17 protein-coding genes are annotated in these 16414 nt (G+C 60.9%); 11 read left to right on the top strand and 6 right to left on the bottom strand.

The window, feature by feature from the left end; all coding sequences use genetic code 11:
* Entirely contained in the window at positions 1 to 1101 is a 1101-nt protein-coding gene (locus tag ACR9ZQ_RS24350; protein WP_481428928.1) for a DUF1513 domain-containing protein, read from the top strand.
* Here the strand turns inward: ACR9ZQ_RS24350 and ACR9ZQ_RS24355 are convergent.
* The 4 genes from ACR9ZQ_RS24355 to ACR9ZQ_RS24370 all read right to left on the bottom strand — a co-directional run bounded on the left by ACR9ZQ_RS24355 (position 1080) and on the right by ACR9ZQ_RS24370 (position 4505).
* Positions 1080 to 2162 carry a DUF2252 family protein gene (locus ACR9ZQ_RS24355; RefSeq protein WP_481428929.1) on the bottom strand — a complete coding sequence of 361 codons (1083 nt, stop codon included), beginning with the start codon at positions 2160 to 2162 and terminating at the stop codon, positions 1080 to 1082. The two genes, ACR9ZQ_RS24350 and ACR9ZQ_RS24355, sit on opposite strands and share 22 nt — an antisense overlap.
* A gap of 126 nt (positions 2163 to 2288) precedes the next feature.
* Positions 2289 to 3296, bottom strand: a complete 1008-nt coding sequence (locus tag ACR9ZQ_RS24360) for an aldo/keto reductase (RefSeq protein ID WP_481428930.1) — start codon at positions 3294 to 3296, stop codon at positions 2289 to 2291.
* A gap of 40 nt (positions 3297 to 3336) precedes the next feature.
* A complete protein-coding gene (locus ACR9ZQ_RS24365; protein ID WP_310379589.1) occupies positions 3337 to 3633 on the bottom strand; it encodes a putative quinol monooxygenase in 297 nt (98 codons plus the stop codon).
* Positions 3634 to 3704: 71 nt separating this feature from the next.
* Positions 3705 to 4505, bottom strand: a complete 801-nt coding sequence (locus tag ACR9ZQ_RS24370; RefSeq protein WP_481428931.1) for a type 1 glutamine amidotransferase domain-containing protein — start codon at positions 4503 to 4505, stop codon at positions 3705 to 3707.
* Positions 4506 to 4621: 116 nt separating this feature from the next.
* Between ACR9ZQ_RS24370 and ACR9ZQ_RS24375 the strand changes: the two genes are divergently transcribed.
* From ACR9ZQ_RS24375 to guaA, 4 genes are all read left to right on the top strand, one after another.
* Positions 4622 to 5530, top strand: a complete 909-nt coding sequence (locus tag ACR9ZQ_RS24375; protein WP_310379593.1) for a LysR family transcriptional regulator — start codon at positions 4622 to 4624, stop codon at positions 5528 to 5530.
* Between the two features lie 153 nt (positions 5531 to 5683).
* Positions 5684 to 6133 (top strand): PaaI family thioesterase, encoded by a 450-nt coding sequence (locus ACR9ZQ_RS24380; protein ID WP_481429354.1) that lies wholly within the window; start codon positions 5684 to 5686, stop codon positions 6131 to 6133.
* The gene (locus ACR9ZQ_RS24385) at positions 6130 to 6768 is read left to right on the top strand and encodes a 5'-methylthioadenosine/S-adenosylhomocysteine nucleosidase (RefSeq protein WP_310379595.1); all 639 of its coding nucleotides are present in this window, start codon (positions 6130 to 6132) and stop codon (positions 6766 to 6768) included. The genes ACR9ZQ_RS24380 and ACR9ZQ_RS24385 overlap by 4 nt, the downstream gene beginning before the upstream one ends.
* Positions 6769 to 6860: 92 nt before the next feature.
* Positions 6861 to 8423, top strand: coding sequence for a glutamine-hydrolyzing GMP synthase (gene guaA, locus ACR9ZQ_RS24390; protein WP_113321760.1), 1563 nt, complete (start codon positions 6861 to 6863; stop codon positions 8421 to 8423).
* Positions 8424 to 8649: 226 nt separating this feature from the next.
* Here guaA and ACR9ZQ_RS24395 read toward each other — a convergent pair whose 3' ends face one another.
* Positions 8650 to 9252 carry an NADPH-dependent F420 reductase gene (locus ACR9ZQ_RS24395; protein WP_310379598.1) on the bottom strand — a complete coding sequence of 201 codons (603 nt, stop codon included), beginning with the start codon at positions 9250 to 9252 and terminating at the stop codon, positions 8650 to 8652.
* 173 nt (positions 9253 to 9425) lie between these two features.
* Positions 9426 to 10160: an SDR family NAD(P)-dependent oxidoreductase gene (locus tag ACR9ZQ_RS24400; protein ID WP_481428932.1), complete on the bottom strand. Its 735-nt coding sequence runs from the start codon at positions 10158 to 10160 to the stop codon at positions 9426 to 9428.
* 290 nt (positions 10161 to 10450) lie between these two features.
* Here ACR9ZQ_RS24400 and ACR9ZQ_RS24405 point away from each other — a divergent pair, with 290 nt between their 5' ends.
* The 6 genes from ACR9ZQ_RS24405 to phnX all read left to right on the top strand — a co-directional run bounded on the left by ACR9ZQ_RS24405 (position 10451) and on the right by phnX (position 16358).
* On the top strand, positions 10451 to 11347 hold the full coding sequence (locus tag ACR9ZQ_RS24405) for a LysR family transcriptional regulator (protein WP_481428933.1): 897 nt from the start codon (positions 10451 to 10453) through the stop codon (positions 11345 to 11347).
* A gap of 364 nt (positions 11348 to 11711) precedes the next feature.
* Positions 11712 to 12431, top strand: a complete 720-nt coding sequence (locus ACR9ZQ_RS24410; protein WP_310379604.1) for an AAA family ATPase — start codon at positions 11712 to 11714, stop codon at positions 12429 to 12431.
* Between the two features lie 175 nt (positions 12432 to 12606).
* Positions 12607 to 13215: a 2'-5' RNA ligase family protein gene (locus ACR9ZQ_RS24415; protein WP_481428934.1), complete on the top strand. Its 609-nt coding sequence runs from the start codon at positions 12607 to 12609 to the stop codon at positions 13213 to 13215.
* A gap of 70 nt (positions 13216 to 13285) precedes the next feature.
* Complete coding sequence (locus tag ACR9ZQ_RS24420; protein WP_310379608.1) at positions 13286 to 14347, top strand: M14 family metallopeptidase; 1062 nt, start codon at positions 13286 to 13288, stop codon at positions 14345 to 14347.
* A gap of 104 nt (positions 14348 to 14451) precedes the next feature.
* Positions 14452 to 15582 carry a TIGR03364 family FAD-dependent oxidoreductase gene (locus tag ACR9ZQ_RS24425; protein ID WP_481428935.1) on the top strand — a complete coding sequence of 377 codons (1131 nt, stop codon included), beginning with the start codon at positions 14452 to 14454 and terminating at the stop codon, positions 15580 to 15582.
* Positions 15579 to 16358, top strand: a complete 780-nt coding sequence (gene phnX, locus ACR9ZQ_RS24430; RefSeq protein ID WP_481428936.1) for a phosphonoacetaldehyde hydrolase — start codon at positions 15579 to 15581, stop codon at positions 16356 to 16358. Before ACR9ZQ_RS24425 ends, phnX begins: the two co-directional genes overlap by 4 nt.
* Positions 16359 to 16414 lie beyond the last annotated feature (56 nt).

Below are 16414 nucleotides of genomic sequence, written 5' to 3' on the forward strand. Positions count from 1 at the left end.
ATGTGGCGCAGCGCCGCCATCGACCGACGCGGCTTCATCAAGGCCGCCGGTATCGGCTTTCTGGCAGCGCTGAAACCTGAAGCGCTGCTGGCGCTCACCCGCGCCGATGCTGTCTACGCCTCCGGTATCCGCGCCGCCAACGGCTCCTTTGCCGTGGCGACGGTCACCGAGCATGGGGAGATCGTCGATCAGGTGCCGCTGCCCGCTCGCGCCCATGGCATGGCCCATAGCAGCGCAACAGGGCGCACCGTCGCCTTCGCCCGCCGGCCGGGCACCTTCGCTATGATCTTCGCCCCCTGGAACAAGGGCGAACCCGTCGTCATCACCTCGCCGGAGGGCCGGCATTTCTACGGCCACGGCGCTTTTTCCCCGGATGGCCGGCTGCTCTATGCCAGCGAGAACGACTTCGACAATGGTAGGGGCATGATCGGCCTCTATGATGCGACGAACCGCTTTGTCCGTATCGGCGAATATGAGACCTATGGCGTCGGCCCGCATGACATGACGGTTTCCGATGACGGCCGCATGCTCGTTGTTGCCAATGGCGGCATCGAGACACATCCGGATTTCGGCCGCACAAAGCTCAATCTCGGCAATATGCAGCCGTCGCTGGCGCTTATCGATGCGGCAACCGGCGCGCTGATCGAAAAACATACCCTGCCGCCGCAATGGTCATCCGTCTCGACACGCCATGTCGATGTCGATGCCGGTGGCCGCATCTGGTTCGCCTGCCAATATGAAGGCCACCGCAAGGACCTGCCGCCACTCGTCGGCCATTTCGCCAAGGGCGAAGACTTGAGCTTCATCGACCTGCCTGAGGAGACGACCCGACGACTTGCCAATTATGTCGGAGCGATCGCAGTCAACCGAAAGGAAGGTCTGGTCGGCGTCACCTCGCCGATCGGCGGCGCGTCCGTCACCATCGATGCGAAAACGGGCAAGGTGCTGCGTGAGGACAGCGTTCACGACGCCGCCGGCATTGCGCCTGCGCCCGGCGGCTTTGCCGTCTCCTCCTATGACGGCGATTTCCTTGCAGCCCATAGCGATGTCGCCTGGGACCAGCATATCGTGCGGATCGCTCAGCCGGAGCTGGTGCGGTAGTCTTTCCATTCCTTTTCAGTGACGTCGGCGGCCGCCCGCGCCGCCTCATAGAGCCAGTCCTCACCGCGCGAGCGCAGGTCATTGCGAATTGCCGCAGCACTTGCCGCGTCATCTGAATGGCAGTTGGCGATCTCGAAGCCCATCAGTTCCAGCATGGCGCCGTCCAGGAGCGTCTTCGCATCGTTCTCGATCTCGATCTTGCGGCTGTTCGGCGAAAGCCGGCGAACGAGAATGCGGCCCGACACTGCGAAATGAGGATCTGGGCTGCGCATCCGCCCGGCGGCAATGACACCGGTTCTGATGACGTGATCTCCTGATCTTGCCAGCGACCAGGCCGAGGGCACAAGCGCCTTGGCTTCACGCAGCACGGGCCCACCGCGCCACTCCTTCACATAGGCGACGAAACGTGGCCGCCCCAGGCTGCCCGTTCCCTTCTTCTTGACTGGTAGGGGCGTAAAGCTTCCCGCGCACCTCGGCAGGGCGTTCCTCAGCGCATCAACGAAGCGGCCGGGGGCCGGCTTTTCGTCGGGTTTACGCTTGTCCCATTTCTCCCAGAACTCCTTCCGCTCATCTTCCGAAAGCAGCAGCTTGTCGCGCAGCCAGGGATGATCGCGCTCCAGGATGATGGGATTCGCATGCTCAAGGCCGCGCACATATCCGGCGAGAATGAGCTCGGCGATCGCCCTGCCGGAAACCCCGGCGTCCGGCTGAGCGAGAATGGCGCTTGCCACCAGCCGCACGAGATCCAGCCCGTAGGGCATGATCGCTGCATCGTCGAAATCATTGGCGCCCCACACTAGCCGCCCCTCGATATCCCGCCAGGTGCCGAAGTTCTCCAGATGCGTATCGCCGATCGACAGCACTTGCGGCATGTCCGCAAGATCCGGCCTGACGTCGTAGATGATCTCCGCCCAGCGCCAGTAGGTAGCGCGCAAGAAGGAGAATGCCTCCTCGCCCATCTTACGGTGCTTCTCGTCGATACCCTCCTGTACGATCTCGCCCTGCAGCTCGTGTGCCAGCCACGCCTCGTAATCGCTCATAGATTGAGAAAATCTCTTCATCGGCTCGCCCTCAGGTTTGATTGATCATAATCCTGCGGAGCCTTATTCAGAAGAGGTTTTGGGACGATCCCAAGACGGACGCGACGCGGCTCACCATGCTGAGATGAACCGCGCCGATCAATGTGATCATACGGGAAGCGGAGCTTCGGCGTTTACGAGATCTGCCTTGCGAAGCTCCCGCCAGAAATCACCTGGGACCACCTCGTCGAGTGCGGCCCGATCCTCCGCAATGCGGTCCGGTTTGCTTGCGCCGGGGATGACGGCGGCGACTGCGGGATTAGCGAGCGAGAATTGCAGCCCGGCCGCTTTCATGCTGATGCCGTAACGATCGGCGATTGACTTGATACGCGCGACCTTGTCGAGGATCGCCGGTGTGGCGGGCGCATATTCGAAGTTCGGACCGCCGACCAAAGCGCCGGAACTGTAGGGGCCGCCGACGACGATGCCGAGACCACGTTCTGCAACCATCGGCATCACGCGCTGCAACGCCCGCTCATGATCAAGCAGCGTGTAGCGGCCGGCCAGCAGAAAACCATCCGGCCGCGGTTCTTGCAGGGCCAGCAGCAGTTCGATCGGTTCCACGCGATTGACGCCAAGACCCCAGGCCTTGATGACCCCTTCGTCGCGCAGACGATCCAGTGCCTTGAAGGCGCCCTTGCGTGCGCTTTCGAAGATAGCCAGCCACTCGTCACCGTAAAAATCCTGTGCCACATCGTGGACCCAGGCGATTTCGATATGGTCGGTCTTCAAGCGTTTCAGGCTGTCCTCGATCGAGCGCAGGGTCGCATCTTCCGAGTAATCGTTGACGATCTTGTTGGGGCGGCCGTATTTGAAGACTTCGCCCTTCTCGCCGAGATCGCGGGTGCTGACGTCTTCGATCTCATCAAGGATCACACGCCCAACCTTGGTGCTGATCGCATATTGATCCCTGGGCTTACCAGCGAGCGCCTCGCCCATGCGGAGTTCAGCAAGTCCTGCGCCATAGAAGGGCGCGTTGTCGAAATAGCGGATACCATCGTTCCAGGCGGCTTCCACGGTTGCCAGTGCTTCCTGCTCCGGAATATCACGGAACATGTTGCCAAGCGGAGCGGCGCCGAAGCCGAGCTTGCCCGGGAGAATGTCTTTGAGTGCCATTGTCTAGTCCTCGAGATAGTTGTGAACGTTCATCGACCTGTCAGGCAATCTGTACGGGATCGAGCACCAGCGCCCTGCGTTCGGCGAGGTCATTGATGACAGCGAAATAATCCCGGAAATGCGGCGTCTCGCGATGGGCGGCCACGGCGGCGTTGTCCGCGTAAAGCTCATCCAAGATCAAGATGTCAGCATTGGCCTGATCTTGCCAGATATCCCAGCGCATATTACCGGGTTCTGCCCTGCTGGGGCCGATCATGCCGGTGAGAAGCGCCTTCAATTCATCGGTCTTGCCTGGTCGGGCGGTCAGGATCGCCACGATCTTTATGGGATTGGACATGATTGCTTTTCCTTCCTCAGATCGGGTTCCCGCGGGATACGGAATGGTCGCACCCCACGGATTTCTTCAGATCATGCCATGGCTAGCGAACGTTCGAGCGCTGCCACGAATTTTCCTGCGAGCGCACGGTCCGAGCGCGGATTCTGGCCGGTTATGAGCTCACGGTCTTCAACCACGTGCGGCTCGAAGTCGGTCGCTGTCGTGATGACCTTGCCGCCGGCGGTCTGCAGCGCGTCGGCCACGTTGAAATAGAGCTTGGCGTGCAGGATGTAGTCCTCGACGACCTTTTCTTCGCTGTTGGAAAAGACGGTCATCCTGTATCCAACGTATTGCCAGTCTTTGGCCCATTCCGCGGCCTTGGCGGGTACTCCGGCAATCAGAGCGGCACGGAACTCGCGGGCATGCGGCATCGCGGCTGCGACAGCTATCGGGCCGTGGCAGAGAAGTGCGGTCGGCTTCGAGCGCTCATGGAAATGGCGCAGGACTTCACCCATATCCGGATCCTGCATCAGATCGACTACCGGCGCCTGACCGCCCGGCACAAAGACACCGGCGTAATTGTCGAGACCCTCTTCAACGATGGAACGCAGCGTGCGAACCTCATTCATGGCAGGGTCATTTGCATAGAAGGTCTTGGCGCGTTCGTAGGCAGCCTTGTCGCCGCCGAAATGATCCGGCGTGTCCGAGGCCTCGTCGATATGGGGCTTGGTGCCGTCAGGCGTTGCCAGAACGATTTCGTAGCCAGCCTCGACGATTGCCAGTGCCGGCACGACAGTCTCGTTGAGATACTGGCCAGTGGCTCCCGTGCGGCCGCCCTGGATTTCGATGCGGGTAGCGTTGGAGCCGATCAGAAGTACTTTTGCCTTGCTCATTGTCATCTCCGTTTGCCGTGGTTGGCATCCTTTTGGATGGCCTGATCATGCTCCGGGACGACATATTCCAGAAGTTTATTTCTATGATCTTAGATATTCATGTGACATTATAAGTCATGCGATATGACCTCAATCTGCTACCCGTCTTCATCACGCTGATGGAGGAGCGCAGCGTCACCCGCGCCGCCGATCGGCTGGGAATTACGCAGCCGGCGCTCTCCAATGCTTTGGCCCGTCTGCGCGAGGTGATGCAGGATCAGCTCTTCATCCGTGAGCGATACGGCATTCAGCCGACGCCTATGGCGTTGGAACTGGCGCCAGTCATTGCCGCGGCATTGGCAAGGATCGATGACGCCATCCTCGGCCAACAGGATTTTGATCCAAGGCAGGCCGAACGGCTGATGACGATTGCGCCGAACAGCTATGTGGAGTTCGTGCTGGTGCCGGCGATCGTCGCGCGGCTTCGCGAGGTTGCGCCGGGCATCCGGCTTCGCCTCACGCCTTTCGGCACAGATCTCGGCGAGACAGGTGTGATGTCCGGCACCACGGCAATGGTGTTCGGCCGCATCATCGATCCGCCTGACAATCTGGTCGTGCAGCATCTGATGGACGAAGGCCTTGCCTGCGTGGTGCGTGCTGATCACCCTGAGATCGGGGGCAGCATTTCCCTAGAGCAGTATGAGCACATGCGGCACGTCAACGTACTTCCGCCCGGGCGGCTGCGCGTCGGCCTGTTTACAGCACTGGAACAACAGGGGATCAAGCGCGAGGTTGCAGTCTCCGTTACCCATTTTCTGGCGGTGCCGGAAATGATTGCGGTGACGGATTATTGCGCGACACTGCCGAACAGGATCTGCCAGCGTCTCGCCGCAGACCCTCGTCTGAAAGTCCTACCGACGCCTGTCGATCTCGGCACATTCCCGGTCGAGATGGCCTGGCATGTCCGCTACCGCAACGATCCCGCGCATCGCTGGCTGCGGACACTGATCAGCGACATCGTCAAAGAAGCCCCGGACGCGAAGTAGTTGGGACGAATAATTCCTTATTCCCGCAAGCAACACAGCTCGGCGCCGCGTGATCGAAAACTTGTATCGAGAGACAAAACCGTCGTCAGCCGGATTGAAACCTTGTCGAATCCAGCCGGCCATGCCACTTTCGCGATCGCAAGAGGGACCATGATGAACGACACCGACAGGGGCGATTTCCGCGAGCGGATCAGCCAGAGTTTTTCCCGCCAAGCGGCCATGCACACCATCGGCGCGGAGTTGACGCGTGTCGAGCACGGCATGGTGGAAATCGAGCTTCCCTTCGACGTCAAACTGACACAGCAGCACGGCATTTTGCACGCGGGCATCATTTCCGCAGCGCTCAATTCGGCCTGCGGTTTTGCGGCCTATAGTGTCATCGATGCCGAAGCCTCGATCCTCACGATCGAGTTCAAGGTCAACCTCATGTCGCCGGGGCGCGGCGAACGCTTCCTCTTCAGAGGCGAGATCACCAAGCCCGGCTCCAACATCATCGTCGCCGATGGGCGAGGTTATGCGATCAGCGACGGGCCTGCCAAGCTCATCGCGTCCATGACCGGGACGATGATGGTCATTCGCGGAAGAGAGGGAATTACGGGATGAAATTCGAACTGAAGTCGGTCGCAGGCAAGTCCATCCTGTTCGTCATGGCCGCGGAGGCCGAATATGGCCCGTTCCTGCGCTCGCGCATCGAACCGCTGATGACCGGCGTCGGCCCGGTCGAGGCGGCAATCGCGATCACCAAGTCGCTCTCCCGTCTCGATGCATCAGACGACCTGCCCGATCTCGTGGTTTCGCTCGGCTCGGCCGGTTCGGCACGCCTGCAGCAGACCGAAGTCTATCAGGTCACCTCCGTTTCCTACCGTGACATGGATGCCTCGCCGCTCGGCTTCGAAAAGGGCAAGACGCCCTTCCTCGACCTGCCGGCGGACCTCGACCTGCCGCTGCGCATTCCCGGCATTCCCGAAGCCACACTTTCGACCGGCGGCAATGTCGTTTCCGGTACCGCCTATGCCAATATCTCAGCCGACATGGTCGACATGGAAACCTATGCGGTGCTGCGCGCCTGCCAAGGCTACAAACTGCCGCTGATCGGCCTTCGCGGCATTTCCGACGGTGCGGTCGAGCTGCAGCATATTTCCGGCTGGACCGAATATCTGCATATCGTCGACCGCAAGCTTTCCTATGCCGTGGACAGCCTTTTCACCGCCCTGGAGGACGGCGTTTTCTGGTTCTGAGGGCTGAAAACAGGGACAATCGGGACAATAAAACCCGGCTGCGGCCGAATTCCCGCATTGCAAGAAGAGGCGCTTTTCATTAAAGGCTCGCCATGACCCAGACAGCACATCCCGACAGCGTTCTCATCGTCGATTTCGGCAGCCAGGTGACCCAGCTCATCGCACGACGCGTGCGTGAAGCCGGCGTCTATTGCGAGATCGTTCCCTTCCAGTCCGCCGAAGAAGGCTTCAAGCGCCTCCAGCCGAAAGCCGTGATCCTGTCCGGCAGCCCGGCTTCGACGGTCGATGAAGGATCGCCGAGGGCACCGCAGATCATCTTCGACAGCGGCCTCCCGGTGTTCGGCATCTGCTACGGCCAGCAGACGATGTGCATGCAGCTGGGCGGCTTGGTGGAAAGCGGTCATCACCGCGAATTCGGCCGCGCCTTCCTGGAAGTCGACGAGGACTGCGTCCTCTTCGAAGACCTCTGGTCCAAGGGTTCGCGCCATCAGGTCTGGATGAGCCATGGCGACCGCGTGACGAAGCTGCCCGACGGTTTCAAAGTCGTGGCGACATCCTCCAACGCGCCTTACGCCTTCATCGCCGACGAGAAGCGCAAATATTACGGCGTGCAGTTCCATCCTGAGGTCGTGCATACGCCCGATGGCGCCAAGCTGATCGCGAACTTCATCCACAACATCGCCGGTATCAAGGGCGATTGGACCATGTCGGCGTACCGTCAGAAGGCGGTCGAGGACATTCGCCGCCAAGTCGGTGACAAGCGCGTCATCTGCGCCCTTTCGGGCGGCGTCGACTCCTCAGTCGCGGCTCTGCTCATTCACGAGGCTGTTGGTGACCAGCTAACCTGCATACTCGTCGACCATGGCCTGATGCGTAAGGACGAGGCCGCAGGCGTGGTCGCAATGTTCCGCGAGCACTACAACCTGCACCTGATCCACGTCGATGCCTCCGACCGCTTCATCGGCGAGCTCGAAGGCGTTTCCGACCCGGAAACCAAGCGCAAGATCATCGGACGCCTGTTCATCGAGACATTCGAGGACGAGGCAAAGAAGCTCGGCGGCGCTGATTTCCTCGGCCAGGGCACACTCTATCCCGATGTGATCGAGTCCGTTTCCTTCACCGGCGGCCCCTCGGTCACCATCAAGTCGCACCACAATGTCGGCGGTCTGCCGGAGCGCATGAAGATGCAGCTCGTCGAGCCGCTGCGCGAACTCTTCAAGGATGAAGTGCGCGCGCTCGGCAAGGAACTCGGCCTGCCAGACAGCTTCATCGGTCGCCATCCCTTCCCGGGGCCGGGCCTTGCCATCCGCTGCCCGGGCGGCATCACGCGTGAAAAGCTCGAGATCCTGCGCGAAGCCGATGCGATCTATCTCGACGAGATCCGCAAGGCTGGCCTCTACGACGCGATCTGGCAGGCCTTTGCCGTGCTGCTGCCCGTCCAGACCGTCGGCGTCATGGGCGACGGCCGCACCTACGAATTCGTCTGTGCGCTGCGCGCCGTCACCTCGGTCGACGGCATGACCGCGGATTTCTATCACTACGACATGGAATTCCTCGGCCGCGCCGCGACCCGCATCATCAATGAAGTGCGCGGTATCAACCGTGTCGTTTATGATGTGACGAGCAAGCCGCCCGGCACGATCGAGTGGGAGTGACGGAAAGTACCGTGGAGTAGTATCGGATAGCGCAGTCGATAAATTCTAGGCGACCCCGAGATCTGCAGCTCTGTCGGGCGTCTCCTCGCTCTTCGAGCGGCGGTCATACGCCGTCAGGCCCGGCCCAACCTCGCGAGTTTTTGGCCCTCAAATATTTGGCCACGCGCCGCTCGAAGAAGTTAGCGCGCGACCAGTCGTCGGCGTCGATCACACGGTCGTAGATCGACTACTGCTCCTTCTTGAACAAATCCTGGAAGATGAGCTGGCCCCAGGTGCGGCCGCGTGCGTGCACCAGCGCGCCACCCTCTTTGAGCTTTCCCAGCTTGACGGGTGCGAACCCGAGTTGTTTGGCCAAGGCCGCCACGGGAGCGATCGCGTCCTCGTCGTCGCTCGACAGAAAGACCACCCGATGACCGCCGCCCTGGACGATCGGATCGGCAGCCAGGGTGGCCGCAATCAGGTGATTGAAACCTTTCACGAACTTGGCGCCGGTGAACGCCTTCGCAGCGAAGGCGGAGGACAGGAGACCGTCCAGCTCCTCAAGGGGAACCAAGGCGTTCATCGCGTCGATGACCGTCTTGCCTTTCCAGCTCGGCAGGATCTTCGCAACCTCGCGATGTTCCCCAAACGGGACCGCCAAGATGATCGTGTCGGCCTCGAGTGCATCCCGCAGCGACTTGGCGACGACCGTGGGTCCAATCGCCCGAGCCTGCGGCGCCAACGCCTCAGGCGTCCGGCGGCTCGCGACTGCCACCTCGATGTTTTTACGGGCGAAGGCCCGGGCGAGGGCCTGGCCTATCTTACCGAATCCTACAATCGCATAGCTCATAATGTTTCTCCGATCTGTGTTGACATCGATTCCCCGGCCCTCAACGGCACTGGGTTATCCGTTTGGCTGCATGGCGACCTTCGCGTAGGCGTCCCGCGGTGAACGACTTCGTGCGGCCGGCCCGGCCGTTCAGCGCCGAAGTCGTTCCACAATTCCCGCGATCCGGCGCGATTTCAGATGGCCGAGAAGCCGCCGTCGACAGACAACTCCACCCCATTCACGAAGCTTGAATCGTCTGAAGCAAGAAACAGCGCGACCGCCGCAATTTCCTCAGGACGACCCATTTTTCCCCGCGGGATCAGCGATTCGAACATCTGCTTCGCCTCCTCGGTGAGGACTTGGTCCTGCATCGGTGTGGCGATCGGCCCCGGATGCAGCACGTTCACCCGGATATTCCTACCCTTCAGCTCGTTGAGCCACCCGCGTGCGAATGCGTGCAACGCCGCCTTGCTCGCCGCATACACGCTGTAACCAGGAAAACCTTTCACCGAAGCAACTGATCCGGTCATGAAGATCGATCCGCCATCGTTGAACAGCGGCAACGCCTTTTGCACCGTGAACAGCGTGCCGCGCGTATTCAGGCCGAAGGTCGCATCGAAATGCTGCTCGGTAATCTCGCCCAGTGGGACGGCTTCGCCCGTGCCGGCGCTAGCATACAGGACGTCGATCCTGCCCTTTTCCCGCTTGACCGTGTCGAACAGACGGTCGAGGTCGTCGAGATTGGACGCATCGCCGCGCACGCCGGTCACGTTCCGGCCGATCAGATTGACGGCCTCGTCCAGCGACTCCTGTCTCCGGCCTGTGATGAAAACATAGGCGCCTTCTTCAACGAACCGCTTGGCGCTCGCCAGCGCCATGCCGCTCGATCCACCCGTGATGACTGCAACCTTACCCTCAAGCTTTCCCATGACTTTTCCTTTCAGACTCCGTATTTGGTCCTTCGGGGAGAACCCCGAGACCCTCGAAATGGGTCTGCGGGCGTCGGGCGTTGAGTGCGGAAGCGCGCATATCGGTGGTGCGAAATCGATCCGGCTGGATGACTGACGCCAGCCCGCATATCGGTGTCCGCCGTTCGGAATTGCGCCGCGCTTGTCGGCATGGGCTATGACGACCGCCCGTGCTACTCACATACGAGATGCTGTTCGACGTATTGGACACGGGCTTTGGAAGGCGCACCCCAGCGGTGCTGGATTGCACCATGATCGACTGGGATGACGTTCGCTACTTTCTTGCCGTCGCGCGCGGAGGCTCGGTGCGGGCCGCCGCCGGGCGCCTTGGGGTGAACCACTCGACCGTGCTGCGGCGCGTCGCCCAACTGGAGGAACGGCTCGGGGCCCAGATGTTCGAAAAGCTGCCTTCGGGCTACCGCCTGACGGCTGCAGGGGAGGAGGTCCTAGAGCTCGCTGACCAGATGGAGGCGTCGTCGCACCAGCTGGAGACGCGCGTCTTTGGCCGCGACCAGAGCGTGCGTGGGCTTCTGCGGGTAACACTGGCACCGCCCCTCGCGACACACCTGCTCATGCCGGACTTCTCCGATTTCGCGCGTCTGTATCCGGACATCGAGATGGAAATCTTGTCGTCCGGCGAGCTGGTAAATCTGACCAACCGAGAAGCCGACGCCGCGATCCGCGTCGTCTACGACCGCAAAACTCTGCCGCTCAATCTCCATGGCCTGAAGGGACCGGATATATTCGGCGGTATTTATATGTCCCGCGATCTGCTAGCCGCGTGGCGTGCGGGCGCGCCTGATCCCATCCGGTGGATCGTCATAAGTGTTCATGGAATTCCGGATTGGGCCAGCGAGGGTGAGGTTCGCACCACGGGGGTTCCGTTCAGGACCACTGACGGCGAGGCGCAGATCGTTGCTGTACGGCAAGGGCTCGGGATTACGACCCTGCCGTGCTTCGTCGGAGATGCCGACCCGCTACTGGTGAGAGTGCCGGGTACCGACCTGCACATGTACGGAACGCTCTTCCTTCTCACACAGGGGGAGACACGCAAGACGAAGCGCGTGCGGCTCTTCACGGAGTTCGTATCCCGCAGGCTTGCCACGTACGCTTCGCTTCTCGCCGGGCTGTCCCTATCGCGCGACTGACGCGCGGCGGGTCGCCGGCGACGCTTGAAGCGGCGTCGTTCAATCCGCGAATGTTACGCCGTATCGCAACCGACGCGAGGGCCAGACTACCGACGGCGACGGACTTCACCATCGCTGACGGTCTTTTTTGCCGGGCTGGAGATGCCACTTTTGCGGAGAACTCCGAGGCGCGGCTGCCCTATCGCCCGCTCCTCACTGATTGCACCCAGAAAAAATCAACCTCAGACAGCATGGCCAAACAGCGCCACGCAAGGTTGCTGTTTGACCTTTTCATCTCATCACTGTGAAAGTCGCTGTTCCTTAAAGCCCGAGACGCGTCTCTCCCAGGGATGACTGCCGCCAACTCATCAACCCGAGGTAATCGATGCCAATCATTACATTTGCCAATACGAAAGGAGGGGCCGGCAAGACGACGGTCGCTCTTGTTCTTGCCACAGAACTGGCTCGCCGTGGCCATCGCGTTTCCGTTCTGGATGCCGATCCCCAGCAGTGGGCCAGCCGCTGGCACCGTCTGACCGGTGACGCAGCCGAATTCGCCGTCATCTCCGGTGTCAGCGAAGATACGATCGAACAGCAGATCAAGGACCTCAAGAAGCGCGGCGGTTATATCGTTATCGACTTGCCAGCCGGTCTGAGCCCGCTGATGGCGAAGGCCATCGGCTTTTCCGATCATGTAATGGTTCCGGTGCAGGGCTGCGCCATGGACGCCGTCGGCGGCGCGCAGGTGCTTGAGATCATGAAGCAGCTTGCTGCCCAGCATGATATCCGCATCCCGCATTCGGTCGTGCTGACGCGCATCAGTTCGATCATCACCACGCGTGCATTGCTGGCGGTCAAAGGTCTGCTCGCAAAGCAGCATGTCAATGTCATCGACACGGCGCTGATCGAGCGCGCCGCCTATCGCGACATGTTCGTTTCAGGCGGCAGCCTCTATACCATGGATCCTGCCCGTGTCAGCAATCTCGACAAGGCGCAAGACAATGCCCGCTTGTTGGCAGACGATGTTCTTCGTCTCGCACCGCCGAAAGCAGCCCGCGCCAAGTCTTCCAAAAAGGCGGCTGAGGTCCTTAAGAACGCCGCGTAACGCATTCCTCAGCGCTTGATTGACGCCAGCAAACGGCTGCCGCAAAGGTAGCCGTTTCTGTTTTGAATATCCTCACAAAGCTCTTTGTTCATGTTTTGTTCTTGACTGAAATGCCAATCTCGGTATGCTCCTCCTTGTCGAAACAAGGAGGCGGGCGATGTAGTCCGTAGTTCAAATGCCTCATTTTCCACTCGATCCGAATAGCGCAGGCCCCCAGAAGAAATCCAATCTTGGCGGGGAATTTCACGACAGGATTTTCTTCGCGCTTCGCCCAACCATCGAAGCTGCATCCGAGGCGCTGGACATCGCGCAAGTGTATCGCAATAGACATGCTCTGACCGGACCCTCGCGGCCGAACGCAGTGCTTCATGTCACGCTGAACGGCATCGGCGCCTACCGTCGGCTCCCGGATGATATCGTGTTCGGCGCTGAACAAGTTGCCGCGGCAGTGCGTGCCCAGCCGTTCGAAATTGTGCTCGACGAAGCCATGAGCTTCAAGCATCCCGGCCAGCCGCAAGCCTTCGTCATCTGCGGCAGGCAAGAAAACGAAGGCCTGCTGGATCTTCGCAACCAAATTCAAGAAGGTCTCTACGAGGCTGGACTACCCTATAATGTCGGCGGACATCTGACGCCGCACATGACAATGCTCTATGATCGCAAGACTGTTCTGCCTGAAAAGCTTGACCGACCCGTACGCTGGACAGTCCAGGAGTTCCTGTTGATCCACAGCATCTACGGGAAGAGCGAGCATCACGTCATCAACCGCTGGCCTCTGCTCGGCTGAGCTGCGCTTGCACCGCGGGTGGGGATTCGCATAAAACTCCCCACTCAATATGTACATGCGGAGCAAGACAGTGGACCTTTCAGAGATCATCATCCCGGGCGATACGCCCGGCATCGAATGGCGGTTGCCCGTCATGCGTTTCAAGGGAAGCGATCCGGCGGCGCCCAAGGTCTATATCCAGGCCGCATTGCATTCCAATGAACTGCCGGGAACCGCGCTTGCGCATTTTCTCTGCCTTCAACTCAGGCAAGCCGAAAACGAAGGACGGATCGCCGGCGATATCACGCTCGTGCCGCAGGCAAATCCGATCGGGGCGGCGCAATCGCATTTCGGCGAGCTGCAGGGCCGGTTCGATTTGGGATCGCGGACCAATTTCAATCGGGACTTCCCGCTGATCTCGGTTCGCGACCGGGAGGAGTTGCTTGACGGTCTTGATTATTATCCGGCTACGGATCGATTGAAGCGAGAGCTGATTCATATGGCGCTCGGAGCCGATCTGGTGCTCGATCTGCATTGCGATGATGAATCGCTGCAATATGCCTATATCGACGAAGCCTTCTGGCCGGAAGCAGCGGACCTTGCCAATGCGCTCGACATGGAAGCGGTGCTGCTTTCGGATGGCGAAAGCTCCGCCTTCGAGGAAGCCGTCGGTTTTGCCTGGAAATATGAGGTGCCGGGCGAGCGCAAGGCCAAGCTTCCGGGCAAGCTTTCGGTGACGGTGGAACTGCGCGGTCGCCGCGAAGTCTATCCCGATATGGCCGAGAAAGATGCCGAAGGCCTGCTGCAGTTCCTGATCGGGCGCGGTGTTGTCAACGGCGGGGCAGCCGGAGACAAGACCTTCTCCGGACCAGCCGTGCCGCTCGACAATGTCGAGATCGTGCGTGCGCCGCAGGGCGGTACCGTGCTCTTCCACCGCAATATCGGCGAGCGTGTCTCGGAAGGAGAGCTTCTGGCGACGATCGTCACCCGGCCCGGTTTTGCCGAGGGCGATATCGACATCCGGGCGCCGCAGGACGGGCTATTTCTTACCCGCACTTCCGACCGGCTGGTGCGCCGGCGCGGTGACCTGATGAAGATTGCCGCCGACAAGCCGAGCAAGGCAACGCGAAAGGCCGGCACGCTGGAAGACTGAACCAGCGTTCTTTTCCACACGCGGATGTAAGGCTCCGGGCAACTGTCACACAGGCTTCAAGAAAATCCGCCAAGCCGTTGCAGACATGTTGCGAAGGAGCTTTCATGCCGCATTACGACATTGCGATCGTCGGCGCGGGAATTGTCGGGCTGGCGCATGCGCTGGCGGCGGCAAAGCGCGGCAAACGGGTCGTCGTTGTTGACCGCGACGCACAGGCAAATGGCGCCTCGGTGCGCAATTTCGGCTTTGTGACGGTGACCGGCCAGCAGGCCGGCGACTGCTGGGACAAGGCACGCCGGGCACGCGATATCTGGGCCGATATTGTCGATGACGCAGGCGTCGACGTCCTGCAGCGCGGGCTGCTCCTTGCCGCAAGGCTCGACGAATCCGAAGCCGTGATCGACGCCTTCCTGCGCACAGAGATGGGCGAAGGCTGCGAAAGACTGACGATCGAGGAGGCACGGCGGCTTGTGCCGGCACTGCGACCGGAAGCGGGGCGCTTCACACTCTATAGCCCCCATGAACTGCGGGTCGAATCCCGCACGGCCGTTCCACTGCTCGCCCGCTATCTCGAAATCAAATATGGCATCGAGTTCCGCCGCTCGACAGCAGTGAGCGCCGTCGAGCCGCCGCGGATCGAGACGTCAACCGGCCTGATCGAGGCGGAGACGGTGGTTGTTTGCCCCGGCGACGATTTCAAGAGCCTGTTTGCGGATCGGATCGCTGCATATAACGTCACACGCTGCAAGCTGCAGATGATGCGTGTCGTGCCGGCGCAACGGGTCTCGCTCAGCACCGCCGTCATGTCCGATCTCGGGCTCGGGCGTTATCTCGGTTATGCCGAGTTGCCTGAAGCGACTGCCCTGAAGGCGCGGCTTGACCGGGAGTTCAAGCCGGAGCGGGAAAACGGCATCCACCTGATCGTCACCCAATCGGAAGACGGATCGCTGATCGTCGGAGACAGCCACCATTACTCCGAAACGCCCGATCCCTTCGGCCTTGAGCGCATCGACCGGCTGACCCTCGACGAGATGGACGCCGTGCTCAACCTGCCGGGCCGCTTCATCGCCGAACGCTGGGTCGGCACCTATGCCTCCTCCCCGGACCGCTGGCGGTTCACCGACAAGCCTTCCGATGCGCTGCGTATCGTCGTGGTGACGGCAGGCTGCGGTGCCTCGACCGCCTTCGGCATCGGCGAAGAAACCATCGAGGATCTTTACGGGAGCGCAGCATGACGCAATTCAAGGCAGTGGTCTTCGACTGGGCCGGCACAGTCATCGATTTCGGCTCCTTCGCACCGATGGGTGCCTTTGTAGACACCTTCGGCAAGTTCGGCGTCGAGGTGACGATCGCCGACGCACGCAAGCCGATGGGGCTCCCGAAGCGTGCGCATATCGCCGCGATGCTGGCCGAACCGCATATCGCCGCCCGATGGCAGGCGGTGCAAGGCGCGCTTCCGGACGAGGCGGCCATCGACCGCGTTTACGAACTCTTCGTGCCGCTCAACAAAGCTGTCGTGACCGATTACTGCGCGCTGGTGCCTGGCGCGATCAAGACGATCGAATACCTGCGCGAGCGGCAGATGAAGATCGGCTCGACGACAGGCTATACGCGCTCGATCATGGAGCGCGTGCTGCCGCTTGCCGCTGAACAGGGTTATGCACCCGACAATCTGATCTGTGCCGACGATCTGCCGCTTGGCCGACCGACGCCGATCGGCATGTATAAATGCTTCCTCGACCTGATGGTCTATCCGGCCTCTGCGGTCCTGAAGGTCGATGATACTGAACCCGGCATTGCCGAGGGTGCCGCGGCAGGCTGCGTTACCGTTGGCGTGACGCTCTCCGGCAACGAGGCGGGTCTGACGCCTGAAGAGGTGGATGCACTTTCGCCGGAGGCGCGAGCCGAGTTGCACAAGCGGATCGGCGAGAAGCTGATTGCTGCCGGCGCCGACTACGTCATCGAGACCGTGGCCGACCTGCCAGCACTCATCGAAGAGCTCGAGGGATAAAGGCCAGACGGCGTTTGCAGCGCTTATCCAGCGTGATATCTCCCTTGGAAAACAGG

The organism is Rhizobium sp. KNZ14-9A (assembly GCF_056755015.1).